This window comes from Leptolyngbya sp. 7M (genome assembly GCF_018128485.1).
Genome location: NZ_CP070897.1, coordinates 3,178,857 through 3,202,609, shown reverse-complemented (window position 1 = coordinate 3,202,609; position 23,753 = coordinate 3,178,857). Strand labels below are relative to the sequence as shown.

Sequence of the window (23,753 nt, the reverse complement as noted above, 5' to 3'; positions counted from 1 at the left end):
GGGATGGATGCCTTGAATCAATCTCCCTCATTCAATCCTCGCATGTATTGAAAGCTGAAGATGCCAGTATCGTGGCCGTCTGAAAAGTGAAAATTTAGAGCATAACGTCCGACGATACTTATCTGGTCGAAAGTAAGTCCATCGGGGATATCATCGTCAGCAAGCAATTTCTTTCCGGTCCATTCGTCGATACAGCCGGCACAAGGACATTTCCGACGCAGCCCAGTTGCTGAATACCGAGTTTCAGATCCATCGGGCCAAACGATGGTTATTTCCGAGTCACTTTCTTCGATGATCTGGGCGGGTTCGGTCATATAGTCAGATTATCGCTTTTTGTATTAAAAATGTCCTGTTCATCTGTGCCTCGATCCGTTCCCAGGTGGGCGGCGATGTCGTCCGATGAGATCGAGTAATGTGAGGCCGAATAGATCAGTTTGTTCGATCGAAGAATGATCACCTGAGGAGTATGGTGAATGGTTTGGGTTCGGCGTGCTATCTCATCCGAAACATCTCGGTGGCGCTGGACTATGACGCGGTGGATCACAGCGTCCAAACCCGAAAGTTTCTCCTGAATGTATGCGCTTGTCCCGCAAGCATTGCTGTGTTTGAAGAGGATAATGGGTCGATCTTCTGTGAATTCGAAAAGCCTGTCCAGTTCTTCGACACTGCAAATGTCTTTAAATCGTTCAACCATTGAATTGCTCGGTAAAATACGCTGTCGGTGGTGGAGGTCCGGATTCCGGATCGATCCGGTTGGCGGGAAATACCCTTCTATATGCGGCAACGGTCGCTGCAAGTATCAGCGGCATCACCAAATAGATACCGATACAGAATAGCAGCATTCCTGCCAAGGAAACTATCATCCCGACACCAAAAAGCGATGCAACGCCGCTCAGATTCCTCCAAACTCCCTTTGAGCTCCATTTTATTGCCTGGATAACCCCCATCCCTTTATCAACGATCAGCGGAAACGCAAAAAGAAGGAGGGTGTGAAAGCAGGTCATAATGACGATGAAAATTGCCTCAATTGCCAGTGTTGTGCCCAAGAATGCCCAAAGCTGCGATTCGTCCATTCTCTCCCCGGCAAGTGTCATCGCGATAATAGGAAGGTAGATGAGGGCGATCATTACGATAACAGGGAGCATTATTATCAAAACGAGAAGGAAAGACGGAAGAAAGAATTGGAACCCTTTGAAAAGACGATCGAATGAGGGTGACCGTCCCTCATGTACATCAAATAGCACGAGGTAGATACCGCACATCATCGGCCCAAGCAGGATCGAGAACGCGCCGCCGATCAGCATTCCAACGAAAACAACGCCGAGAACCTGCCAATAAACCGGCTTTAGTAGCTGCCACGCCTCTCGGTAGCATTCGATCGCGCGTATGTTTCCTGTTCTCATCTCCATATCGGAAGTGATCGAAAGATCAGCCATAGATCTTTTCAAAATAATCACGAACCATCCGGTCGCTTGAGAATTGCGGTGTTAACGTTGCGATAGCTTCTTTCATCATTGCCACCCAATCGACTGAGATGCCATCGTCGCCGCGATCATAGAATTTCGGGACAATCTCGTTCTCAAGAAGTGAATAAAGTGCATCGGATTCTATGGCATCGATCTCATCGTCACTATCAAAATCACGCATATCCCCGACTGCAAACCCGTTACGGCCGTTATATCCTTCAACCCACCAACCATCAAGTATTGAGAGATTAAGCACACCGTTCATCGCGGCCTTCATCCCGCTAGTTCCACTTGCTTCAAAAGGCCGACGCGGAACATTCATCCACACATCCACTCCCTGAACAAGATATCGAGCTACCTCCTGATCATAATCCTCAATAAAAACGGCGCGCTGCTGCCAAGAGGAATCGCCATCGATGGACATCAGCTCCTGAAGTATCTGTTTCGCCGTTCTGTCCTGCGGATGGGCCTTGCCAGCAAAGACGAACTGCACTGGCTGAGTGTCGTTATTGACAAGCCGGAGCAGTCTTTCACGATCGAAGAGAATAAGATTCCAGCGTTTATACTGGGCGACGCGTCTCGCAAAACCTATGGTGAGAGCATTCGGGTCCAAAAGTCGATTCGTGTCCGAGCGTTCATTTATTGTGTCCTTTGTCCCGGTATCGCTTTTTTGGGTTCGCTGCCGAATGAATGCGACCAACAGATCTTTAAGCACCTGATGCGTTTGCCAGATCCGCGGTAAGGGAATTTGGGCGACTGCTCCTTTCCAAGCATCGGGATCTGACAACAGGTGTTTCCAATCGGCTCCGATCTCATTCTTGTATAAATTCTGAAACGCTGGAGCGATCCAGGTAGGAGCGTGAACACCATTGGTCACGTAGGTGATCGGTACGGGTTGATTTGCTGGGAACATCGCTCGCCAAAGCTCTCGCGAGACCTCGCCGTGCTTTTTCGCGACCCCGTTTGCCGAACGGGACATACGTAGAGCAAATGGCGTCATCCCGAACAGCTCGTTCTCATCATTTGGATCGACCCGGCCGAAAATCGCTATGTTGGCCGACGATGCTGTTGACATTACGTCATATGGCTCGATCTGGTGGACGCTCGATCGTTATGGTGTGAAATTCAGCGCATTCTCGGCAGCCGCTATCCGCAGCGGCGTATTGAAGGACTACAACGTTTTAATACTCCCGAACGGCTCCCCCGGTCGATATATGAGCGCTTTCGGCTCGGGTGGTGTGTCAACCCTTAAAGAATGGGCACAAAATGGCGGCATCATCATAACTGTTCGTGGTGCATCGGTTTTTGCCGCATTAAAAGATGTCGGGCTTTCCTCAACGCGTATGGTCGGCAGCGATGACGACAATGAAAAAGATAAGGCCGAAGATCCTAAACCTACAGAGACTCCGAAGGATCCTACCGACTGGAAAACTGATAAGGACGATGGTATCGCTCCGGCGCTTCCTCTGATCGCATCGCCTTCGGCCGATGCGAATAAAGTACCCGTCCCGCTTCCGGGCTCAATAATGCGTGCATCGGTCGATCGTACAAATCGTCTGACCTATGGAGTAACCCATTCAGAGATGCCGGTCCTTTTGGCTAGCGGTTATTTCTTCAGATATTCTAAGGAAGGCACTAACGCATTGATCTTCGACAGCAAGGGTGATAAACCGCTCACCATTTCCGGCTTTGTTTGGGAAGGAAACACGGAACGCCTTTTGAAAGGAACTTCCTACCTCATCGATGAGTCGATCGGCAGTGGACGGGTCACTCTTTTTGCGGAAGAACCATTTTTCAGAGGGATCTTCCGCTCGACAACACGTCCGTTCTTCAATGCAGTCGTGCTTAACGGAGGGATCTGATCAAGTTATGTTCACAGTAAAGGCCGTTTTCAGCGACAATATAGAACTTAGATCGAATGTAGAAAAGGTCCGGGATTTCTTTGCCGACCTCGGGAACATAGCTGAACTTATGCCCGGCGTCGCTAGCATTCACCTGGACGCGAAAGGCGTTGCTCACTGGAAGATCCAAGCCGAGCTGCCGGTCGTCGGCAAGATGATGCAAAACTTTGCCGTAGAGCTTGCCGAGAAGACCGAAGACCGCATCGAATGGTTCCCGATTCGGGCGGAGACGCAGAACTTTCTCCGTATTTCGGCAGATTTTTATGAAAAAGCGAAGAATGTTACGCTCGTTCGTTTTTCGCAGATGGTGGAGCTACGGCGAAAGAGTTCCCGCGATCTACATATGCTTGCAGGCCTTGCGGGGGAGACCTTGATAAGCAATGAGATGAGTAAGCGAGTTACGGAAATGATCCGCATTTTCATTGATCGTGCAAAGGAGAGATTGGAAAAATGAAAAATATCATAAAATTTGCAGTCGTTGTTTCGTTATTCTCGATAGGCATCGCGGCTCAGGTCCAATTGCCCCGTGAAAGCCAGAGACAGGAAGTTGTACAGACGGTCGGCGATGCAACGATCCGGGTCGTTTACCATCGCCCAAACGTCAAAGGCCGTAAGATCTGGGATGGTCTTGTGCCGTATGGTAAAGTCTGGCGTGCCGGTGCGAACGAGGCCACTTTGTTTGAATTCTCACGTGATGTAACCGTTAATGGACAGCCGCTGCCGGCTGGTAAATACAGCTTTCACGTAATACCCGAGAGCCGCGAATGGACCTTGATCTTCAATAAAGACGACGGACAGTGGGGCAGTTTCAGCTACGATGCGGCTAAAGATGCACTTCGGGTGAGATCAAGTATAGAAAAGGCTCTATTCACAGAATCGCTAACATACACTTTCGGTAAAGTCGATCCTGATGGTGTGGATGTTTATTTGATCTGGGAGAATGTGCAGGTTCCGTTCAGGATCGGCATCGGCAACATACACGGCCGGATACTGTCTCAGATCCGTGAAGGACTCGCGGGCAAGACAGGAGCTGAGCGTGTTCCGTTGCTCAATCAATTTGCAAACTACGTTGCGACATTCAAGCTTAAGGACCATCTCGACGAGGCATTGACCAATATCGACGCCTCGATCGCGGCACGTGAGACTTTTTCGAATAACTACACCAAAGCCCGTCTGATGGCGGAAAAAGGAAATTATCGCGAAGCTGTTAGGTTGGGTGAAAAAGCCCTTGAAATGGGCCCAGCAGCGACCCCACCAGCCAATCCGAATTTCCTTGATCTCATTCGGACTACGGTGGCTGAGTGGAAGGCCAAAATGTAGTATTTCTTGACGCGAATACATCGAGTCCTCATCCCGTCATATCCTGCGTCTAAGAATTTGACGGGATGATATTTTTGCAATAAGATCATTATTGAAAGTGATTTTCACTTTCTATTTACTATTTACAACATGTTAAGTAACGACGATAATATTACCACGACTTCAGAGATACGTACGGGACAGAAAAAGATCGATGTTGCCACAGAAAATGGCTCGGCAGTCATAAGACTCTCGATCTATGAAAAAGATCTGGGCTGGTGTACTCAGAAGACCATTACCGTCGATCCAGAAATGCTTGAGGTACTTATCGAAAAGCTTTCTGTCGCAGGCCTTGATCTTACCGAAGACAACATACTTTCAGCAGAGATCATTGAATATTAACCTCCTGACTCCGGCAATCTCGGAACATACTTACTCTGATAAAATACATTTAATAACATAGGAACAACGGGGCAGATTCTTAACAAGTAATGCGGCACTTCCCTTCCACCAGCAAATTTGTCAGCGTATTCCTGTCCACATCTGGGGTTTTGCGTACAACAGTTGAATCAGAGGGCGAAAAGCTGAGATAGACAGACTTTCCGACGCACTCCGCTTGGCATTTGAATATGCAAGCAAGACGGAAACCTTTCGTCATAGCGAACTAAAAGATAGTTCTAATGCCTTAGGTTCTCGATTGTGGTGATTTGAATAGCTTACTGTTTCAACGGTTGGAAAGAAAAACTTGTGCAAAATATAGTGAGCCGTCATCGGAGACCCCGACAGCTACTGCAGAGCTCGTCCAATGTGATCCGAGGATATTTCGACGATGTGGAGGAGAGGAAAGCCATTTCTCCACCACGCTGCGTGCCGGATCCGTCCTGCTTTTTACAAAAGCGATGTTCTCGGCGATGGCGGACCAATCAATGATACCAAAAATCTCAGCACGCCCGTCCACTGTTGAACCGTCAACACCTTTATGTCCAAAAAAACCCTCGGTTACCATGTTGCGAACGTGAAGCCGTGCAACTTTAGCAACGTTCTCATCCATCGAAGGGTTTTATCGCTGGCAGCTAACCCCCAATATTTCCCTCACTCCTGGTGTTATTTGGCTGACGGCACCAAATCAGGACAATCGCAATGACGATACAGTGATTGCAGTTCTACGAACAACGTTTAATTTCTAATCGTTTAATTTCTAATCGTTTAATCTGTTTCGGGTTGAATTCCCCGCCCCTTGGGGCGTTCGTATTTGATCACGTGAACCGGAATACCCCGCTGCAAGCAGCGGGGTGAGTTTAATTTCTAATCTCAGTAGAGCGAAAATGAATTGGGAGACGTTGAGTCAACGTTAGGCCAATTGTCTCCATGATTCAGACCAACTTAGGTTCGGAAGTCCCCCAGAATTGCATGATTTGCAATCTACTGAAGCTGCGACAAGTCATGCGGAAGCAGTCCTAGCTCGATCGCCTTGCCCATATCCCAAATATCGAACTTGGCTTCATCGCCAAGACACTTGTAACTCCAGTAACACCATGCCGTTGCGTGCTGCCAAGCCTGAAAGTGCGCGTCAGCAACTTTTCGATAGTAGTCATCTCTCTCTTTGCCAGCCAGCGTTGTCGCAGCCTTCCTCGATGCCGTGTCGATGCTCCACTCCCCGACTAAGACTGGAAAATATTGGGACATCTCTGTCACAGTACCACCCATTTCGTTCTTGATGTACGCCAAGTGGTCCTCAAGCTCACCATCTCCGTACTTCAATGCGAATGTCATGAGGTATAGGTGCATATCCACGATGATATTCTTGAAGTCCGGTTCTTTGAAAAACTCGATCCATTCCTTGATACGGAAGCCGTCATGGAATACGACTGTCACGTCGTCTGCCTGCGCCCGAATCCTTGAGTAGGCTTGCCTGTAAAAGCGTTTGAGGAAATCCGTGGGTACGGCTTCTGATCCTGCGGCATAGGCTTTATCTACGGCTGGATATCGCTTTGGTACATCAACCAGATCCCACAATTCTGGAGAGATCGGCTCATTCAGCACCTCGATGCCCCAAAGATTTTTGTTGTCCCGATATCGGGCTGCCAGTCGTTCGAGCACAGTCAACGCGAACTCAACATGCTCTGGGTTTTTATGAAACTTGCAGACCCCACAAATGCCACCATTATCGAACCCGTTCTGGCTATCTGGTACGGTGTGCAAGTCGATTAAGATCTGAAGATTATATCGCTCTGCCCATTTGAACGCCTTGTCGAGGTAGTCAATGCATCCGATGTATGGCTCATAGTCGCCAAAGATGTAGAAGGGAATTGGAATCCGCACGAAGTCGATGCCCCTTGCCGCTAAGTAAGCAAAGTCTCGATCGGTGATGTAGGAGTCGCGGTGCAGCTTATAGCGTTCACGCTTTACGGTCTCGCTTAGCGCTCTAACTAGCTGATAATCGTCTTCTACAGTTGTTCCATCCTCTAGAATAAAGAGTTCTGGACTCATCCACTTTTCCAGCACAAGCCAATTACCCAGGTTGACGCCTTTAGCGATAGTTTTAGATTGCATAGGTACCTCTTTTAAAAATAGAGCTAGTTATCAGTTATTACCCTACCCATACTCACTCAGAGTTACAGTGCAATGATTTTGTTACTTGAGTTTATTCAGAAGCAATATTCAGGTTTTTACGTTGCCCGTACCGTTCGGTCAAAGCTCCCTAGACAGGATAAGATAGCTCTCGGAGATGTACTGCATGATTGTGCAACCCCCGTTTCGGTCGATACTAGAGCAAGGGGTGATGATGTCGCTTTGCAATACTCACGTTTTTGGTACTCACGTTTTTGGTACTCACGTTTGTGATACTCACATTGCAATACATTAGGTAACGATACTCAAATTTGCAGCAAAATCTTCTGAATGCAGCAATGCATTTGTCTCAGTCGCCGTCCCATGATAACTGATCTTGTGACTTTGCTCAAGAATATGTTAATAATGGTTGTCTCATCACATTGATGATTTCATCACATTGATGATGACTGGTGATGTAGCGCTACATCTCAGGTTGTCAGCGGCTGACACCAGCGACGATGAGAGGTGCCCTGATAGGTTCAAGAACTACAGTAATCCTTTGTAGGATCTGAACGGGGTGCAGGGGTTCACAACCAATTTGTGAATGCTGTAAGTACCTCGGCATAATTAAAAACCAGATTCAAAACCCTGCGCGGGCAGCGCAGCAGGCAGCGCAGGGTTTTGGGTTTTAGGTTTAATTATGCTCACCTACTTAGAAAGAAATTACGATAGATGCGGCGGGAGCGATCGCGTATGAACGAGCTGCTCTGTGGCAAGATACTGGAGTTCATCGGGAGTAGAGAGTCGTCCTAATATCTGATTGCGATGGGGATGACGACCAAATCGAGCAACGACATCGCGATGCCGATGGGCTTGTTCTGCAGAGAATTTTAGCAAAGCTCGATAGTCGTGAGAGGCTTCCTGCACTAGGTCGTTTGCCAGTTTGGTCACGAGTTCCAAATTGCTCAAATCTTCGGAATGTCCCAGCGGCAAGAAGAAGAATGTCTTCTCCCAGGGCGTATTAAGAGCTGCGTAATCACCAACTTTAATGCCTTCTAGTGCCAGCGCACAAGCTTTTGCATCCTGAGCGAATGCCTGAGCCGTTCCCCGATAAATGGTGCGTGAAAATTGGTCGAGGACGAGGATCAGAGCCAATCGCGACCGAGGTGCGTGTGACCAAGCGTCTAGCTCACCTCGAATAGCACATTCCAGCAACGGCGAAAACTGCTGGATGATTTCAGCATCTCCGCCGCCTTGAAACCACCATTGCCACTGGCGAACTAAGGCAGCTGGATTCTTTTCTGGCAACTGGGGAAACCAAATCTGAAGCACATCTTCAAAGATCAAGACCGAGTCGTTTTCGATGTAATGCATTAGTTTAGCTCAACTACAAACAGAACACTGGAAAGCTACCCACTGCGAGATGATTGCAGTCACGATCATCTATAGGGTTTGCCAGAAGAGATAGGACATTGTTGTGGGCGCGAAGCGGGTCCACAACACTATCTCTGTCCTAACTGTCGTGGTAACGACTATATTTAGTTAAGATAAACAGTTTTAACTAGAATGTCGGTCTGAAAAGGTCAGAAGTTTTGGTGGCAAAGCTATGAAGAGAAAACGGAGTACACCTTAATTTTTCTTTCAGTACTTTTTAAATGGCTGTTTAGAGTTCCAATTGGTATTTAATCACCAGCCAAGCGTCTTTAAGTGTGCGATCAGGATTTGCCAGCAGACATTTTAGCGGGCTATCTGCAAGCAGAGGCGATCGCTGTCGATACCGAAACAATGGGGCTTCTACCACAGCGCGATCGGTTATGTCTGGTGCAGCTTTGTGATCCGGCAGGACATGTCACCGCATTACGCATTGCCAAGGGCCAAGCAGCCGCTCCCAACCTCAAGCGTCTACTCGAAACAGATTCGGTTTTAAAAGTCTTCCACTTTGCCCGCTTCGATCTAGCTACGCTGCGCTATCACCTCGGTATTCACGTCAACCCAGTTTTTTGCACCAAAATTGCCAGTAAGCTAGCCCGCACCTACAGTCCCAAGCATGGCCTCAAGGATGTGGTGCAAGAGCTAGAGCAGGTTGAGCTGGATAAAACAGCCCAAAGCTCTGACTGGGGCAATGCAGCTAACCTCTCAGACGAACAACTGCGCTATGCCGCTAACGATGTGCGCTATCTACTAGATATTCGCCTCAAACTTACCGATATGCTGCAGCGAGAAGGACGCTGGGAACTGGCTCAGCAGTGTTTTCAATGTTTACCGACAATTGTATCGCTTGATTTACTGCAATATCAGGGAATTTTTGAGCATTAATAAATTTTTCATTAATAAATTCGTACTAGTTTCTAGTATTTTTATTCTCGCAAACTTATTTGCGGCTTGTGTTTTTTCAATTCTGAAAAAAAGTATTAACGACGTTCAGAAATCAGAAGAGATACGTTTCAGAAGGTGGCGAATCAAGGCAATATTTATGCTCTGCGGATTCACCTTTCTGGCAAGCTAGATGGAGAAGCTAAGATTGCGCTACTTGCCAATGCCCAACCCTATCGAGTTGAAACGATTCACAATCAAGTAAGTTTAATCTGGGAAGGAGACTGGTACGCTGACAAAGCTGTGATTCGCTACGAACCTGTCAGCGTCAAGTCGAGAAGGATTTCAATCCGCTATCGGTTTTCTGATCTGGTTCTCTGATCTATAGATTGAGCCTGCACATTGAACCTCTAGATCGAACCCAATCTGGGGAATGGAAAACTGCGCTATGCTAGAGCCAATCAGAAATTGAGCAAAACCAAGCCGATATGACTGAAATCCTTGCTCAAACCTCATTAGAAACTGATCTGCCGCCTCCATTTCCTGACCATACGCAGCTTCCAGAGTCAGATGGTTCGTTTGTGAAAAATTTTCAAGAACATCCTCAAAGCCTGATTTTGACAGATTCGCTCAACCCAATTTTAGAGCGACTGCATCCGGACGGGCAGTATGCGATCGGTCAAGATTGTGGCATTTACTGGCGAGAAACAGATCCCCCAGAAAAGGGTGCCGAAGCACCGGATTGGTTCTATGTGCCGAATGTGCCGCCTAAGTTAGACGGACAGATCCGCCGCTCCTATGTGATCTGGCGTGAACATATTTCCCCCACAATTGCTCTGGAATTCGCGTCGGGTGATGGCAGCCAAGAGCGGGACCAAACCCCGGTCTTCCGTGTTGAAGGAACAGGCAGTAAACCCGGCAAGTTTTGGGTTTATGAACAAATTATTCACATTCCCTACTACGGCATCTTTCTGATCAACCACAATGAATTAGAAATGTACCAGCTCGTTGGTGCTTATTATGAACGCATGATACCCAACCAGCGAGGTCACTATCCGATTCCGCCTCTAGAAGTAGAGATTGGTATTTGGCAGGGGACTTATCTGAACCAAACTCAGGCTTGGCTGCGCTGGTGGGATCTGGAAGGCAATCTGCTGTTGACAGGCCAAGAGCGGGCAGAGCTAGCAGAACAACGAGCTGAATCAGCAGAACAACGAGCCGAATCAGCAGAACAACGAGCTGCTAGGCTGGCAGAACGACTGCGGGCCATGGGTGTTGATCCAGACCTGTAGCGTGGAAGTTAGTGGAAATTAGCTGAGTTAATCTCCACCTAGCTCGACTAGTTTGCCAATATTAAAATCAATGCGTACCCAGCCTTTCATCTGCTCTAGATTTTTCAGGAGCAACAGCGGAATTTGCCAGTGGTGCACCATCAAGAACGGTAGCGGATCGTGAATTTGGTAAATTGCGTCGGTGCCCTGGAAGAGAGTTTGTAGACGAGTGCGTAGATCAGAGAGTGAACGAATTTCCGTGAAGCGCCACAGTTCGTGATACAGCCAATAGGTAGGTTTGCTAGTAGGTAAAGGCTGCATCGGTTCTGGCAGAGGAACGGTATCCAGATAGGCATCTGCCACACCAGGATGATTATAAAACATCGTAATTGCAGAATGAGTGCGGGGATTGCATTCAATCGCGTAGACCGCACCATCTGCGGTTTGGATAAAATCGAACGAGAACTGTCCGGTTAGGTTTAGTCCTTTGACAAACTGCCGTACCCAATCCAGAATCGCCGGATTCTCCACATGCCGATAATTGACCTGAAAGGCAGAAGATTCGCAGCAACAGTGCAAGCGCAATTCGCCGTTTCGCACTGTACTGTGGGTACAAAACTCCTGTCCAGCAACAAACTCTTGCATGATCCAAGGATTTTCTGAGCTGATTGGCAAACTATAGACAAACGCTTTCATATCCTCGTAGGAAGGGCAGGGTAAACGAGTCAAGTTCAACCGATAAATCGAGTTATAGGCAATGCTTTTGAGAATATAGGAGTGTGTCTCTTGAGAAAAGTCGAACTGTAATACTTGTTCTGGTGCAGTGATGTAGAACGACTTGGGAACAGATAAACTAAGCGATTGCGCCAGTTGATTGAAGCTGTATTTGTCATCGAGGGCTTTCACCGTTTCTGCATCGGTGTGAAATACTTCGCAATAGGGCGATAGAGCGGCTTTTACCAACGCATCATAATAGCTGGCGACGGGGCTACAAACCGGCACATAGACATCAACCTGTTCTCGCTGCACAATTTCTAAAAGCGCTTGAGTATAGGCATCAGCACTATCCTGGGGTGTGGGTACCGTGTAAAAGCGGCTCACTGCTTTAGAAAATCGATGTCCGGTCAGCCAATACTTGTGTGTTTCCACCAGAATGACTCGATGCCCAGCCGCATGAAATGAGCGTGCTAACTGAAGCGCCTTAGTCATTTTGCCGCCGCTGATCAAAATAGTTTTCGGTGCAGCAATTTGAGTTTTGGGAATTCTTGTAAATAGATTTTCTATTAACGAGAGGAACACCAAAACAGCATTAAACAGTAATGCAATCGACAACAAAAGTCCTCTGCGACACCAACGGCGGCACCCTGCCCCACGAAGTGCAAGCCATCGTCCGCCACGTGATGAACAGTTTTGAGTTCTCAGTTTTAAGTTCTGAATTCAACCCAACCCAAAACTTAAAACTCCCAACTCCCAACTCTCTTTACCTTGGCATTCACACCCACAACGATTCCGGTACAGCAGTGGCGAATGCAATGGCGGCGGTAATGGAAGGGGCACGCATGGTGCAAGGCACAATCAACGGCTATGGGGAACGCTGCGGCAATGCTAATTTGTGTACGCTGATTCCAAATTTGCAGCTCAAGTTGGGCTACACCTGTGTCGAACCGCAGCAGCTTACTCAACTGGCCGAATCGAGCCGATTGATCAGCGAGGTGGTGAATCTGGCTCCGGACGATCATGCTCCCTTTGTCGGGCTGTCAGCTTTTGCCCATAAGGGGGGGATCCATGTCAGTGCAGTTGAACGCAACCCGCTTACCTACGAGCATATTCAACCAGAGTTAGTCGGCAACACCCGCCGGATTGTGATTTCTGACCAGGCTGGGCTGAGTAATGTGCTAGCCAAGGCTCGCAGTTTTGGGATTAATCTAGACAAGCAGGACCCGGCCTGTCGGCAAATTTTGCAGCACCTGAAGATGTTGGAAAACCAGGGCTATCAGTTCGAGGCGGCTGAAGCTAGCTTTGAGTTACTGATGCGGGAAGCCCTCGGTCAACGCCAGCAGTTTTTTGCCATCAAAGACTTCCATGTTTACTGCGACATGCTGCGGGACGATGCCCGCCAAGGCAGCCAGGCGGTTGCTACGATCAAAGTCAACGTGAACGGCAAGGATATTTTAGAAGCAGCCGAGGGGAATGGTCCAGTATCCGCCCTAGATGCAGCCCTGCGGAAGGCTCTGATGAATGAATATCCCGAAATTGCCACCTTCCACCTGACTGACTATAAGGTGCGGATTTTGGACGGCACGGCAGGCACCTCCGCTAAAACGCGAGTGTTAATCGAATCGAGCAACGGTCATCAACGCTGGACGACTGTAGGCGTTTCCTGCAATATCATCGAAGCATCCTATCAGGCAGTAGTTGAAGGGCTGGAATATGGTCTACTGTTGCAAAGCCAAGTGCAAAATCAGGCAAAGGCAGCCCTTGCTTCTAGTTGAGCATGTCGAGTTCAGCGAATCTGAAGCTGGCTGTTCGATTCCTTCTCGATTCCATCAGGGGGCAGAGGGTTTTCAAAATTTTGCGAATTACCTCCCTCCAATGTCTGAGCTTGTTACAGCTTGATGTTTCCTCTTTGGGAAGAGGGTTTTTGAAATCCGGCTTTTTAAGCTAATCGTCGTACCTGTTTTTCCAGATTCAAGGAATAAGTACGATGACTTCAAAACAAGCCAATAACCAAGCCAATAAAGGCAAGCAAGGCTTTGCATCAATGGACCCAGAAAAGCAGCGGGAAATCGCCAGTAAGGGTGGACGCACCTCCCATAAAGGCGACGAACCGAATGCCAAAGATAATGATGCCAAAGATAATGATGCCGAAGATGCAGCCACTGATGAAATCACCGATGAAATCGAAGACGAAGGTGAAGAACTAGATGAGCTGCTGGACATTCTTGACGAAGCTGAGCTGACCGATCTCGATCCAGAAGAAGGCATCGAAATCATCGATCAGTGGCACGAGATCCTGAATGATTCTGGTGATGCCGAATTAAAGGAAATCGGTAAAAGCCTGAAGCAACTCAAGAAAGTGCTCTCTAGCAGCAAATCCAAGCCTGAAGCGATTGCTGAAGCCCTGACCCAACTGGGCCACCAAACCGACGAATATGCGAACAATGCTCAGCGCGGCTACAAAACCAAACTGCATAAGTTGGGCAAATCTCTGAACAAAGCCGGCAAATCGTTGGAACAGCAGGAAGCAGAGTAACTTCCATTCGGTCGTTTTAGTTTAATTTCTTAGGCTGAGGATAAGTAGTGATGCAATAAGTTAATGCAGGCTTGACTGGTAGAAAAATTCCCACGGTTTTAACTGCCTTACTCGATTGCATGACTCTTTTCCTCCGCCTCTATTTTTTCCTCCGCCTCTATTGTTTAGTAGTTGTAAAACGCTTTGGAGCATCTTCGCTGACCGTAGGTTGACCGTGGATTTTTGTAGGAGCAGAGCTGCCTTTCAACTAAGCTAAGACACCAGAAATTTACTCTCATTGTTCTTATCGCACCTCGGTTGGGGCGTAGTCAAAAGCTTATCTGCCAACATTTTGAGACAAAGCAATCAAAGGCTTGATTCGTCGTACATTCATCAAACATCCAATTTGGTAGACTGAAGGCATCGATTAGGCTAAGTTGACCTATGACCCTTGCGATCAACCAACTCATACAACAGAAGCCGCTCAGCTTTGACGAGTTTCTTACCCGCTATGGTGGTAATAACCGCTATGAACTGATTGATGGAGAGGTGTTCGACTTGGAACCAACAGGTCAGCATGAAGAAGTTGCAGCCTTCATCACCGCAAAGATCTGTGTCCAGATCGACGGAACAGGCTTACCTTGGTTTGTCCTTCAACGAGGACTATTGCGCCCTTCTGATGTTGGTATGACAGCATTCCGACCTGATGTTGCAGTGGTTGATCGAGATGAACTTAGCAAGGAACTACTTTGGTCTGACCAGTCGATCCTGACTCTGGGCAGTTCGATTAAATTGGTGGCGGAAGTTGTGAGTAGCAACTGGCAAAACGATTATGCCCGTAAGGTCGAAGACTACGCAGCTTTAGGTATCCCCGAATATTGGATTGCAGACTACGCAGGATTGGGGGGTACTCGACACATCGGGAAGCCCAAACAACCCACGCTTTCTATCTGTACGCTAGTAGGTGGAGAGTATGAAATTCAGCAGCTTCGAGGCAATGAGATTATCGTCTCTCCAACCTTCCCAGAGTTGAGACTAACGGCGGAACAAGTGTTGAGGGCTGGTAGGTAATGATCGCGGCACAACAATTCAAACGCAGCGGACGGTCGAGAGCCGTTGGTTCCGAGTTCAAGATTATCTGCTGCCGCTGATTTGAGGCGTTATGCTGCAAGTTTTTGGTAGAAGATATATTTTCAGATGAGTTTTCAGCAATCCGACCAACAAGCAGAAAAATGGGCTGAAATCATTTGCTCGATGTTGATGCATGAAAGCGAGGTCATGAATCATCGGATTACTTGGTTGGTAACCATTCAAGGTCTGTTGTTCCCTTACGCTAAAATTCAAGCCCATTGTTTTTCCGAATCAGGATGTGCAGGTGGCGATGGAAATCGAATCTAAGGACGTCGTCGCCGGGGGGACGGACAACAACCCGATCTTCTCTGAGCGTTCTATAAAAGGGACAGCCCGCGTGCAGAACAATCGAACACTGCTGTTGGCAAGTGTTGCACAGGACGTTGAAAGCCGGGGACGCTCGGGACTTCCGCTTTTGGGCTTGATACCGGTGCTTGGCAGGCTGTTCACAGCGCCTACACGTGATAATCGTCAGGTAGATATCGTCATCGCGGTCACTCCTCGCGTTATTCGGGCTCCCGCAATATTGCCGGAAGATGAGGTCGAGCGTCCCACAGGAAGTATTGCTGTTCCAACCAGCGGCTCGCTTGAAGCTATGATATTGCAGGAAGAGCGCGACGAATATCTTGCTTCCGTCCGGCGTTTGCCGAGCTCTGCCTCGATTCAGTTGCCGGATCAGCCATCTACCCCCGAGTACGTACGCACCGCGGAGGATAGCCAGGCAGTTGTTAAGTCGCCGGCACCTGCTCCGGAAACACCGGTCACAGCAAGTAATCCGTCAGTTGAGCTAAGGCCGATCGATTCATCGATACGTCAGCTCGATGTTGCAGCGACATCAGATGTAGTCAATACTAAACCTAAAAGTGACTCCCAGAATGCCTTGATTCCAGAAACGACTTCCTCGGCGAACCGGCTGACCGCAGAGATCCAGTTGCCGCCGTCACTTCCCACGCTGAAGGCTGGTGAGAAAGCTACTTTGGCAGTGATGGTAAATGCGTCTGCGGATTTCCGCTCGGCAATGCTCGGAGTAAAATTCGACAAGGAAAAATTGGCAGTCCTCTCGGTCTCGTTCGGTGATGTTTTTGGTCCTGCCCTCGCGAACAGCCCTGCAACTCCGTTCCTGAATCAGAACGGAAAGATGTTCGTTTCTTTGGCGATGCCGCAAGGAGCGGCTTTGAACCGCACGGGGATCCTTGCGTTCATCGATGTTGAGGCTCTTAGAGATGGGAAGATCGAACTTGGGTTTGAAAAGGATGCTTTGAATTTCCTTACGCCGGAAGGAAAGAACTTTACGGTTTCGTTTTAAATGCTGCAATTGAGTAACAAGGTCATTGAGTTAAAGCATGGCGAGGTTAATCGGCCAGAATCTGGCCTAAGCGGCTATACGCTTTTCGAGCTGGTCGTTACGATGTCGGTGCTTGCTATACTCGTGCTTGGCTCCATACCACTTGCTCAAAACGCGGCAAAGCGTCAACGCGAACTTCGGCTTCGCGAAACACTTCGGCAGATCCGCGGGGCCATTGATGAATTCAAGCGAGATGCGATCGGTGCGTGTCCGCAGGGATCAGTTACGACGACGAATCCGACCGCTCCGGGACGAGGTGCAATGAACGTACCGACCGATCCGCGGTCGCGCGTAGTGATAGACGATTGTACGATCTTTGATTCAGAAAACCTTGATAGGTATCCACCCGATCTTGAAACTCTGGTCGATGGAGTGCGGGTCAAGCCGCGTGGTATAAATTTGACGGGCGGAAGCGGCATCAACCAGGGATCGCGACAGGCAACCGAGATCAATACCGGCGTCGAAGACGTAATTAAGCATTACCTTAGTCGATTACCCGAGGATCCTATGACGGGGAAAGCAGATTGGCGCCTCCGGTCGTCATATCAATCTGCGGACAGCGGGAGTTGGGATGGCGTCAACGTATTCGACGTCCGTTCCTCATCGGATGAGACCGCACTTAATGGCGAACGATACAGTGACTGGTAAATGGATATGATCGACGGATATAGAGAATTCGAGCTTATAAAAACGGAGCAATTTTGCTTCCGTACTGTCTGCTCGCGCTCAATGCGAAGGGTTCGTATCATAAAAGGGATTAATAGCAAAGGTTTCTCTTTGTTCGAATTGATGATCGCGATGTTCGTCCTGATCATCTTACTGTCGGTAGCGGTTCCTGTGTATCAAAGAACGGTTCAGCACGCCAAGGAAACCGTACTTAAAGAGAATCTCTGGCAAATGCGTCGGGCTATTGAACAATATACCGCGGACAAAGGGCGTTTGCCGCAATCGATAAATGCGTTGGTCGAAGCCAGATATCTACGCGAAGTTCCCATCGACCCGATCCTTGAAAAAGCCGAATGGGATGAAAAATTCGGGACCGATCCGATGTCTCCCGATGGAGAACAGGGGCTTGTTGATGTCAAAAGCCTAGCTACTGGCCGAGACAGCGATGGTAATCCTTATAATGGCGATACTTATTAGGAAGTTTTTGAAATTTTGATGCTATCCTTTCTAACCGAACCAAAGTTCCCAAAGGCTGCCATTGGAATCGAGCGCGATTCGGTCACTGCAGTCGCTCTTCAGCGCGGGCTTGGCGGCCAGTTCAGTATAAAACAGGCTGCATCTGTCGAGATGCCAACTAAGCTTCTCAATCCAAGTTTTCTTGAGCGAAATATCCAAGAGCCAACACAGTTTCGCTTTCTACTTGAAGAAGCGGTCACGTCCGCGGGGCTGCTGGCACGCAAGCGTTGGTCAGTATCATTGCCCAGCGGAACCGCACGTACGGCTATTATCACGTTGGACGCATCGGCCACATCAAAACGCGAAAGTGAAGAGATCTTCGATTGGAAAGCCGAGCAGACATTCGGGGCTCCTGCCGCACAGCTTCGGATCACTCGTCAACCGATTTCACCCGATAGCGAGGGTAGGGCCCGCTATTTTGCTACCGCGGTAAAACTATCGGTCATCGATGAATACGAGACCATTTTTGAGCAATTTCGATGGAATTGCGGACTTATACTGCCTCGTGCGATATCAGAGACAAGTTGGCTCATGAATGGGTCGTCTGGTGATTCGCTCTTGATCAGCTCTCAGTGGGATGGATTTACTGCAATAATGCTGAAGGGAAGCGAGCCATTCGTCGTGCGTTCGGTAACGTGTGGCGACAAGGAGCGGGAGGATGAGCTTTTCCGCTTACTGATGTTTTATAATGACCGCTTCGCTGATAGTGCATCGGGACGATCTCTTGAGCGCCTTCTGCTCGTAGGAAAGGGTTTTTCGCCCGCCCGTATTGCCGAGATCGCAACAGATGCTTTTGGTCGGGTGCTCACCATTCTTCGTGCCGACGATATCGGACTAAACCTTCCGATGAGTTCGCTAGACCTTGACGAAATTGCTGCACCTGCTGGACTTCCAGCCTGCACCTCGACCTCGACTTCTACACCAGAGGGCACATCCGCCTTTGCAACCGATAATTGTTCTTTGACCTGTTGCACCTTCGCTTCATCAACTCTGGGAATTCCTCTGCCATCGACGGGTAACACATGTAGAAACGTGATGTGTTGAATCCCACCCGATGCTAGGCTCGGCACAAAGTGAACCAAGCGTTGCAACCCATCCGACAGGCTAGTACAGATCAAAAGGCGCTGAAACATAGATCCAATAGACGTTTGGAGTCGAGTTCATTTCCTCCTAACCCTACCACTCTCAGCCATTCTCTGCCAGGGTTAGCCATAAATTCCATGGAATGGTCCAAATTTCCGTTTTCTCCCGGCTCCTGTTCTGGAGGCCATCATCAAGGCTGTGATCAGCTTGAGAAGCCGTCTTGAGAAATTATTTCCGGTCAATTGTTTCCCCGGTCAATTGTTTCCCCGGTCAATTGTCTCCGGCCAAACTGCCGCGACTCTGTGGTTGCTTATTGGATTGTTAATCAGATTATTTAGTCAATCAGATTATTAATTGTGAGAGAGCATTACTGAAAAACCTAGTTATCGTCGCGCCATCTGAATACTTGCCAGAAGGCCCAGATTTTTCAGAACCAGCCATCGTAAAACTGGTCAATACTTGAGCAATTGCTTTCCAGTCTTCGTAGGCGTCAGAACGCTTACCAAAATATGATCTATCCAAAATGCAGCCGTTCATGCAGAGTTGACGCCCCAGCATCCCCAGCCCTTTTCCTTGCCTAGAACAGGGCAAGAGAGGGAGGTCGCCCACTACAGCAGCAGCTTACTCAAACTGAGGGCGAGGCTCCAATCCCCACTCGTGCTTGAGGAAATGCTTGTACATGGTCTCGCGCAGCATCATTTGCTCATACAGCTTCACCAGAAAGTCCTGAGCCTGTTCGAGATTCATCTTCTCTACCTGCGTTTCAAACGAACGTAGGCTGAACTGTTGCTCTAGCGAAAGTTCAATTGGTCGGTCCATAACATTACTCCTGTTCGGTAACAATGGAAAACGATGGAATCAAACAGTAACCAAAACTAAGCGAGCTTAAGTTGATTACACGAGTGGGAAACAATTGGCCTCTAGCGTTCCCGCTAGGTGATCAAATTTCCCTTCGTATTACAAAAGATAACAATCGTTTGACAAAGTGACCACCCCCTTCATGGGTACTCATTTCGGTTGAGGTAGTTCTAGCAACTTACAGGGCGGCAGAATGTTCACCTAGAACTTTATCCGATTTAGTGATCGTGAATTTTCTGTAGAGCAGTTGTGAATGAAGAGCTGAACTCCTATCTACAGCTGAGTTGCAGCCGTTGCCCAGGCTCGGCTCAGCAACTTTCTAACCAGTCATACTGAGATAGGAACAGATAAAATTGATACTTTTCGTTGATAAAAAAGGGAGTGAAAACGTATCTCTTTTAACAGAAAAAGAAAATCCTGCTGTCTAGTACAACCGTCTACAGCAGGAAATTTCTAACTGATTAAAAGTTCTGATTGATTGAATGAGAAATTTGGAATCTATTGTTGAGCCATTTTGAATTGAATTCACGCTAGCTTGAGCAACGTGAAGCACAAACAAATTCTGATTAAGAAGGATTATCGTTGTTCCTGCCAAGCTCAATCTCAGCAAGATGCGATCACAACAGTTTCGATTTCCATATTTGATAAATCTGCAACCGATTTTTGCTGCTTGAGCATTTTTAAGTGCTGGAGTAGAGCTTCAGTCTCTGCTTGCAGATGGAGTAATTCAACTTGGTGATTGGCCTGATAGGGCAACTGACGAGATTGAGCAGCCGCAGATCCTTTCGTTTGAGAGTGATTATTCCTATCAGCGACAGTAGATACAGTGATTTCAGACAGAACTGCTTGCTTAGACATCAAAACTTGCGTAGTCATTTTTACTTATTCACACCACACAGGTATTCTACAGTAAGACACAATAAATCTCAGTTTTGATTCTATTGAATTCGGCAATGCTAACCTCAGAACATGTGGCGGTTTCCCAACTGGCTTGCCCCAAAATCCTCTAGTTAGGCATAGTGGCCCGACTATGTTTAAGCCGGTGGCGTAACGTTTCAACCGTTGCCAGCAGGTCGGTTTGGGTAAGAGCCTCCTGGTCACCGCTGCCTAGCCAATTTAACTGTACAGTGCCATTAGCAGCCTCATTGTCTCCTAGGATTAGGCAAGCTACTGCCCCACTGCGGTCTGCTCGCTTAAATTGTTTACCAAAGGCACTGGCACTCAAATCTAGCTCCACGGCAAATCCGGCGCGTCGTAAGGTTTGGGCTAGTTGGAGTGCCTGCGCTTCGGCCTGTTCACCCCGCGAAACCACATAAAAATCAAGCTCTACAGCTGGAGTGCTGGTCAACTGTTGCAGCAACAGCAGCAGTCGTTCTAATCCCATTGCCCAACCCACAGCTGGGGTTTCTGGCCCACCTAATTCGCTGACCAACCCGTCGTAGCGCCCACCGCCGCCGACGGCATTCTGTGCCCCTAGCCCGGTTTCGGCCACAATCTCGAACGCGGTGTGGGTGTAGTAGTCTAAGCCGCGGACTAAGCAGGGGTTGAGCGTATAGGCGATGTTGAGGTCGGTCAATTGCTGCTGCACCTGGTCAAACCGTCGTCGCGACTCTAGAGCTAAATAATCCCAAATTTTAGGAGCGTCCTGGATAATTTTTTTCGTCTCGGCATTTTTGCTGTCGAGAATCCGCATTGGATTGCGGCTGAGGCGATTTTGCGAATCGGGATCGAGCGCATCTTTGTAGGGCGTAAGATACTCCACCAGCGCTTGGCGATACTGCTGCCGGTCGGCGGGATCACCCACGGAATTCAGATCCAACCGCAGATCCTTTAGACCCAACTCAGCCAGCAGATCCATCGCTAGGGCGATCACTTCCACATCGGCACGGGGGTCGGCACTGCCCAACACCTCACAGCCCAACTGGTGAAACTGCCGCTGTCGTCCAGCCTGCACGTTTTCGTAGCGAAACATTGGCCCCAGGTACCACAACCGCTGCACCCCTTTGACATGGAGACCGTTTTCGATATAGGCCCGCACAACGCCCGCTGTGCCTTCAGGTCGCAAAGTTACGGACCGCTCACCCTTGTCGATAAAGGTGTACATCTCCTTGCCCACCACATCGGTGGCTTCACCAATTCCCCTGGCAAACAGCTCGGTCTGTTCAAAAATCGGCTGAAATAATGCTTGATAACCCAATTGCTCCAGCGGCTGAAAGGCTCCCAGCTTCAACAGGAGCCCCATTGACAGCGCTGATAAGCTTCCCGGTAATAATCGCCATCCCCATTTAGATAAGTTGCAATTCATAGGTTTGCTCTTGACCTAACGGCGTAATGACGGTGACCGTCAGTCGTAGTCTGGATGGGGCAGGAAAAAACAGGTTAAACCGTCCATCGCGATCAATCAGTTGTGGCTGTCCTTGAATCAATACTGAACTGGTTGGATCGACTTGTCCAGTAAACTGAATCCGTCGAATGCCACGACGAATAATCCGTTCAATCTGATAGTCCAAGCGCGGTTCGTTAGTAAACGGAACCGGCAGCGAGGGCGGCTCACCCGGAATTGTAATATTTTGAAACCCGGCTGGCACTTCCACATCCTGGGCTTGCGCCGAAGTGAGAACACTGCCTTCTAGGGTAGCAACTCCCATTTTGCCGTCTGGAAAAACATTAACGCCAAATTCGGTACCGCGTACTCCGCTAATTCCGGCTGGGGTTTCGATTTCTAAGCGCGAGTCAGGATTAGTAAACTGACGGATCTGGAGCCGCACCCGTCCCTGATCGACTCGCAGCCGCGTAATATGTCCATCTGTTTCGGTCACTTCGAGGGATTGCACCTGTAGTTTAGTCGATTCACCAACCTCAACTGTCCCAATCCGCGTGTCCACCTCTAAGCTGGCTGAAGACTCCATGCCAGTCGAAAGCCCATCTCCCACCCGCTGTAACCGATCTCCCACTCGCGCCCGTCGTGAAGTTGCACCCCGCAAGTAGGTAACATCGCCACTTAACTGCCGGATCGCTAACCAACGATTCACCCGCACGGTCACAGTCTCGGCTGCAGTAGGTGCGGTAAAACTAGCAAAAAGCAGGGTGGCCATCAGAGCCAGCGCGAACCAAGCAATATGAAGTTTAGTTGGATGCCTGGTTGGATGCTTAGTTAGCAGCATGGTTTGAGCTTTTGCTCGTTTCGCCGACCTCAGCCGTTTTAGGACTAATTGTTTTAGAACTAGGTGTTTTATAGCTGATTGTTTCACCGACTGCTGCCATAGCTGTTGCAATAAGCTAAACCATCCATCTGCCTTCTGAAGCACTACCCCCACTCCTCTAAAAACCTATGCCAAACAAATCTATACCAAAACCTATTCACCACCATATCAAAGCCTGATACAGCATAATCTTGAACAGACTGTGTGGATGCAACCACCAGAGTATTTGAGCAGCAACCCCAGCGGGATCATAATGCGGCCTGTGCAGCTAGTTTCGTTCACTCAATCCACGGTTAGGCCAATTCTGTCGGTAGTATGGAGTCAGGCAACTCGTCTAGGGCAGCAAACTGCAGCTAGATTAGCGCCGCTCCAGCAATTCATCCTATCTATCATTGGGTAACAAGGTTAGCTATGGCAATGCTTTTTCGAGCTGTGGGAATTTGTATCGTTGCGATTATTTTGGTTTGGGGCAGGCCACCCATTGCCTTAGCTCAATCCCCCATTGCGCCCACCGCTCCTACCACGATCTCCCAGTGTGATCAGCTGATTCAGGTTGCCAATCGCGCCACCGATGCTGCCCAGCAGCTTTCGCAAAACCCTTCCTCGGACTCGATTCAAGATCTGCTAGACACGGCCAACATTGCCGACCAGGCCATTGAGGAAATGCAGGCATTAAGCTTGACTGACAGCGAGTTGCTGAAATTCCGGGACCAATTCGTCACGATGTATGAAGGCGTCAGCCGTGCCATTCGAGATCTGGTCGAGGCCGCTAATCAGCAAGACCGAGCAGCCGGAGAACAGGCTTTCACCGCTCTACAAACCGCAACAGCCGCCGAAGAAACCCTTGTGCCAGCCATCAATCGTTACTGCGAACGCACCGCTCAAATATTTACCCCTCGCTAGCCCCCTCGCTAGT

29 protein-coding genes are annotated in these 23,753 nt (G+C 48.7%); 17 read left to right on the top strand and 12 right to left on the bottom strand.

The features are described 5' to 3' along the window. Positions 1 to 17: 17 nt before the first annotated feature. Genes JVX88_RS15870 through glgP form a run of 4 tightly spaced genes read right to left on the bottom strand, consistent with a single transcriptional unit; the run spans position 18 to position 2,541 of the window. Positions 18 to 314: a DUF971 domain-containing protein gene (locus JVX88_RS15870; protein ID WP_211628260.1), complete on the bottom strand. Its 297-nt coding sequence runs from the start codon at positions 312 to 314 to the stop codon at positions 18 to 20. Continuing rightward, positions 311 to 694, bottom strand: coding sequence for a monothiol bacilliredoxin BrxC family protein (locus JVX88_RS15865; protein ID WP_211628259.1), 384 nt, complete (start codon positions 692 to 694; stop codon positions 311 to 313). Before JVX88_RS15865 ends, JVX88_RS15870 begins: the two co-directional genes overlap by 4 nt. After that, positions 687 to 1,436 carry a hypothetical protein gene (locus JVX88_RS15860; protein ID WP_211628258.1) on the bottom strand — a complete coding sequence of 250 codons (750 nt, stop codon included), beginning with the start codon at positions 1,434 to 1,436 and terminating at the stop codon, positions 687 to 689. Before JVX88_RS15860 ends, JVX88_RS15865 begins: the two co-directional genes overlap by 8 nt. Beyond that, complete coding sequence (gene glgP / locus JVX88_RS15855; RefSeq protein ID WP_211628257.1) at positions 1,429 to 2,541, bottom strand: alpha-glucan family phosphorylase; 1,113 nt, start codon at positions 2,539 to 2,541, stop codon at positions 1,429 to 1,431. The genes JVX88_RS15860 and glgP overlap by 8 nt, the downstream gene beginning before the upstream one ends. Here glgP and JVX88_RS15850 point away from each other — a divergent pair. From JVX88_RS15850 to JVX88_RS15835, 4 genes are all read left to right on the top strand, one after another. After that, positions 2,516 to 3,328, top strand: a complete 813-nt coding sequence (locus JVX88_RS15850) for a hypothetical protein (protein ID WP_211628256.1) — start codon at positions 2,516 to 2,518, stop codon at positions 3,326 to 3,328. The genes glgP and JVX88_RS15850 overlap by 26 nt on opposite strands. 7 nt (positions 3,329 to 3,335) lie before the next feature. Beyond that, positions 3,336 to 3,821, top strand: a complete 486-nt coding sequence (locus tag JVX88_RS15845) for a hypothetical protein (protein ID WP_211628255.1) — start codon at positions 3,336 to 3,338, stop codon at positions 3,819 to 3,821. After that, a complete protein-coding gene (locus JVX88_RS15840) occupies positions 3,818 to 4,687 on the top strand; it encodes a DUF2911 domain-containing protein (protein ID WP_211628254.1) in 870 nt (289 codons plus the stop codon). Before JVX88_RS15845 ends, JVX88_RS15840 begins: the two co-directional genes overlap by 4 nt. 129 nt (positions 4,688 to 4,816) lie before the next feature. Beyond that, a complete protein-coding gene (locus JVX88_RS15835) occupies positions 4,817 to 5,068 on the top strand; it encodes a hypothetical protein (RefSeq protein ID WP_211628253.1) in 252 nt (83 codons plus the stop codon). 322 nt (positions 5,069 to 5,390) lie between these two features. Here JVX88_RS15835 and JVX88_RS15830 read toward each other — a convergent pair whose 3' ends face one another. Beyond that, on the bottom strand, positions 5,391 to 5,717 hold the full coding sequence (locus JVX88_RS15830) for a CAP domain-containing protein (protein WP_211628252.1): 327 nt from the start codon (positions 5,715 to 5,717) through the stop codon (positions 5,391 to 5,393). On the opposite strand from JVX88_RS15830, the gene JVX88_RS41965 reads away from it, so the two are divergent. After that, positions 5,716 to 5,853, top strand: a complete 138-nt coding sequence (locus JVX88_RS41965) for a carbohydrate porin (RefSeq protein WP_211628732.1) — start codon at positions 5,716 to 5,718, stop codon at positions 5,851 to 5,853. The two genes, JVX88_RS15830 and JVX88_RS41965, sit on opposite strands and share 2 nt — an antisense overlap. 235 nt (positions 5,854 to 6,088) lie before the next feature. On the opposite strand, the gene JVX88_RS15820 is transcribed toward JVX88_RS41965, so the two are convergent. After that, entirely contained in the window at positions 6,089 to 7,219 is a 1,131-nt protein-coding gene (locus JVX88_RS15820; RefSeq protein ID WP_211628251.1) for a glycoside hydrolase family 5 protein, read from the bottom strand. A 723-nt stretch (positions 7,220 to 7,942) separates the two neighbouring features. Next, positions 7,943 to 8,593: a DUF924 family protein gene (locus JVX88_RS15815; protein ID WP_211628250.1), complete on the bottom strand. Its 651-nt coding sequence runs from the start codon at positions 8,591 to 8,593 to the stop codon at positions 7,943 to 7,945. A 348-nt stretch (positions 8,594 to 8,941) separates the two neighbouring features. On the opposite strand from JVX88_RS15815, the gene JVX88_RS15810 reads away from it, so the two are divergent. The 3 genes from JVX88_RS15810 to JVX88_RS15800 all read left to right on the top strand — a co-directional run bounded on the left by JVX88_RS15810 (position 8,942) and on the right by JVX88_RS15800 (position 10,824). Then, complete coding sequence (locus JVX88_RS15810; protein ID WP_263975551.1) at positions 8,942 to 9,535, top strand: ribonuclease H-like domain-containing protein; 594 nt, start codon at positions 8,942 to 8,944, stop codon at positions 9,533 to 9,535. 135 nt (positions 9,536 to 9,670) lie between these two features. Beyond that, the gene (locus JVX88_RS15805) at positions 9,671 to 9,913 is read left to right on the top strand and encodes a hypothetical protein (protein WP_211628248.1); all 243 of its coding nucleotides are present in this window, start codon (positions 9,671 to 9,673) and stop codon (positions 9,911 to 9,913) included. A gap of 107 nt (positions 9,914 to 10,020) precedes the next feature. Beyond that, complete coding sequence (locus JVX88_RS15800) at positions 10,021 to 10,824, top strand: Uma2 family endonuclease (protein WP_211628247.1); 804 nt, start codon at positions 10,021 to 10,023, stop codon at positions 10,822 to 10,824. Positions 10,825 to 10,851: 27 nt separating this feature from the next. Here JVX88_RS15800 and JVX88_RS15795 read toward each other — a convergent pair whose 3' ends face one another. After that, positions 10,852 to 12,135: a hypothetical protein gene (locus JVX88_RS15795; protein ID WP_263975550.1), complete on the bottom strand. Its 1,284-nt coding sequence runs from the start codon at positions 12,133 to 12,135 to the stop codon at positions 10,852 to 10,854. On the opposite strand from JVX88_RS15795, the gene cimA reads away from it, so the two are divergent. From cimA to JVX88_RS15755, 8 genes are all read left to right on the top strand, one after another. Then, entirely contained in the window at positions 12,123 to 13,295 is a 1,173-nt protein-coding gene (cimA, locus tag JVX88_RS15790; RefSeq protein ID WP_211628246.1) for a citramalate synthase, read from the top strand. The genes JVX88_RS15795 and cimA overlap by 13 nt on opposite strands. Before the next feature lie 212 nt (positions 13,296 to 13,507). Further along, on the top strand, positions 13,508 to 14,056 hold the full coding sequence (locus JVX88_RS15785) for a KGG domain-containing protein (protein WP_211628245.1): 549 nt from the start codon (positions 13,508 to 13,510) through the stop codon (positions 14,054 to 14,056). 423 nt (positions 14,057 to 14,479) lie between these two features. Beyond that, complete coding sequence (locus tag JVX88_RS15780; RefSeq protein WP_211628244.1) at positions 14,480 to 15,106, top strand: Uma2 family endonuclease; 627 nt, start codon at positions 14,480 to 14,482, stop codon at positions 15,104 to 15,106. A gap of 126 nt (positions 15,107 to 15,232) precedes the next feature. Further along, positions 15,233 to 15,433: a hypothetical protein gene (locus JVX88_RS15775; protein WP_211628243.1), complete on the top strand. Its 201-nt coding sequence runs from the start codon at positions 15,233 to 15,235 to the stop codon at positions 15,431 to 15,433. Continuing rightward, positions 15,417 to 16,472, top strand: coding sequence for a hypothetical protein (locus JVX88_RS15770; RefSeq protein WP_263975549.1), 1,056 nt, complete (start codon positions 15,417 to 15,419; stop codon positions 16,470 to 16,472). Before JVX88_RS15775 ends, JVX88_RS15770 begins: the two co-directional genes overlap by 17 nt. Continuing rightward, a complete protein-coding gene (locus JVX88_RS15765) occupies positions 16,473 to 17,159 on the top strand; it encodes a type II secretion system protein (protein ID WP_211628242.1) in 687 nt (228 codons plus the stop codon). Continuing rightward, a complete protein-coding gene (locus JVX88_RS15760) occupies positions 17,160 to 17,654 on the top strand; it encodes a type II secretion system protein (RefSeq protein ID WP_315875331.1) in 495 nt (164 codons plus the stop codon). Positions 17,655 to 17,672: 18 nt separating this feature from the next. Further along, complete coding sequence (locus JVX88_RS15755) at positions 17,673 to 18,737, top strand: hypothetical protein (protein WP_211628240.1); 1,065 nt, start codon at positions 17,673 to 17,675, stop codon at positions 18,735 to 18,737. A 660-nt stretch (positions 18,738 to 19,397) separates the two neighbouring features. Here JVX88_RS15755 and JVX88_RS15750 read toward each other — a convergent pair. The 4 genes from JVX88_RS15750 to JVX88_RS15735 form a co-directional block, all read right to left on the bottom strand. Further along, positions 19,398 to 19,595: an NblA/ycf18 family protein gene (locus JVX88_RS15750; protein ID WP_035999342.1), complete on the bottom strand. Its 198-nt coding sequence runs from the start codon at positions 19,593 to 19,595 to the stop codon at positions 19,398 to 19,400. Positions 19,596 to 20,237: 642 nt separating this feature from the next. Further along, positions 20,238 to 20,510: a hypothetical protein gene (locus tag JVX88_RS15745; protein WP_211628239.1), complete on the bottom strand. Its 273-nt coding sequence runs from the start codon at positions 20,508 to 20,510 to the stop codon at positions 20,238 to 20,240. Positions 20,511 to 20,640: 130 nt separating this feature from the next. After that, positions 20,641 to 21,939 carry a histidine--tRNA ligase gene (gene hisS, locus JVX88_RS15740; RefSeq protein WP_211628238.1) on the bottom strand — a complete coding sequence of 433 codons (1,299 nt, stop codon included), beginning with the start codon at positions 21,937 to 21,939 and terminating at the stop codon, positions 20,641 to 20,643. Then, the gene (locus JVX88_RS15735) at positions 21,920 to 22,942 is read right to left on the bottom strand and encodes a FecR domain-containing protein (protein WP_225931426.1); all 1,023 of its coding nucleotides are present in this window, start codon (positions 22,940 to 22,942) and stop codon (positions 21,920 to 21,922) included. The genes hisS and JVX88_RS15735 overlap by 20 nt, the downstream gene beginning before the upstream one ends. Before the next feature lie 306 nt (positions 22,943 to 23,248). On the opposite strand from JVX88_RS15735, the gene JVX88_RS15730 reads away from it, so the two are divergent. Continuing rightward, positions 23,249 to 23,740, top strand: coding sequence for a hypothetical protein (locus JVX88_RS15730; protein WP_211628237.1), 492 nt, complete (start codon positions 23,249 to 23,251; stop codon positions 23,738 to 23,740). Positions 23,741 to 23,753 lie beyond the last annotated feature (13 nt).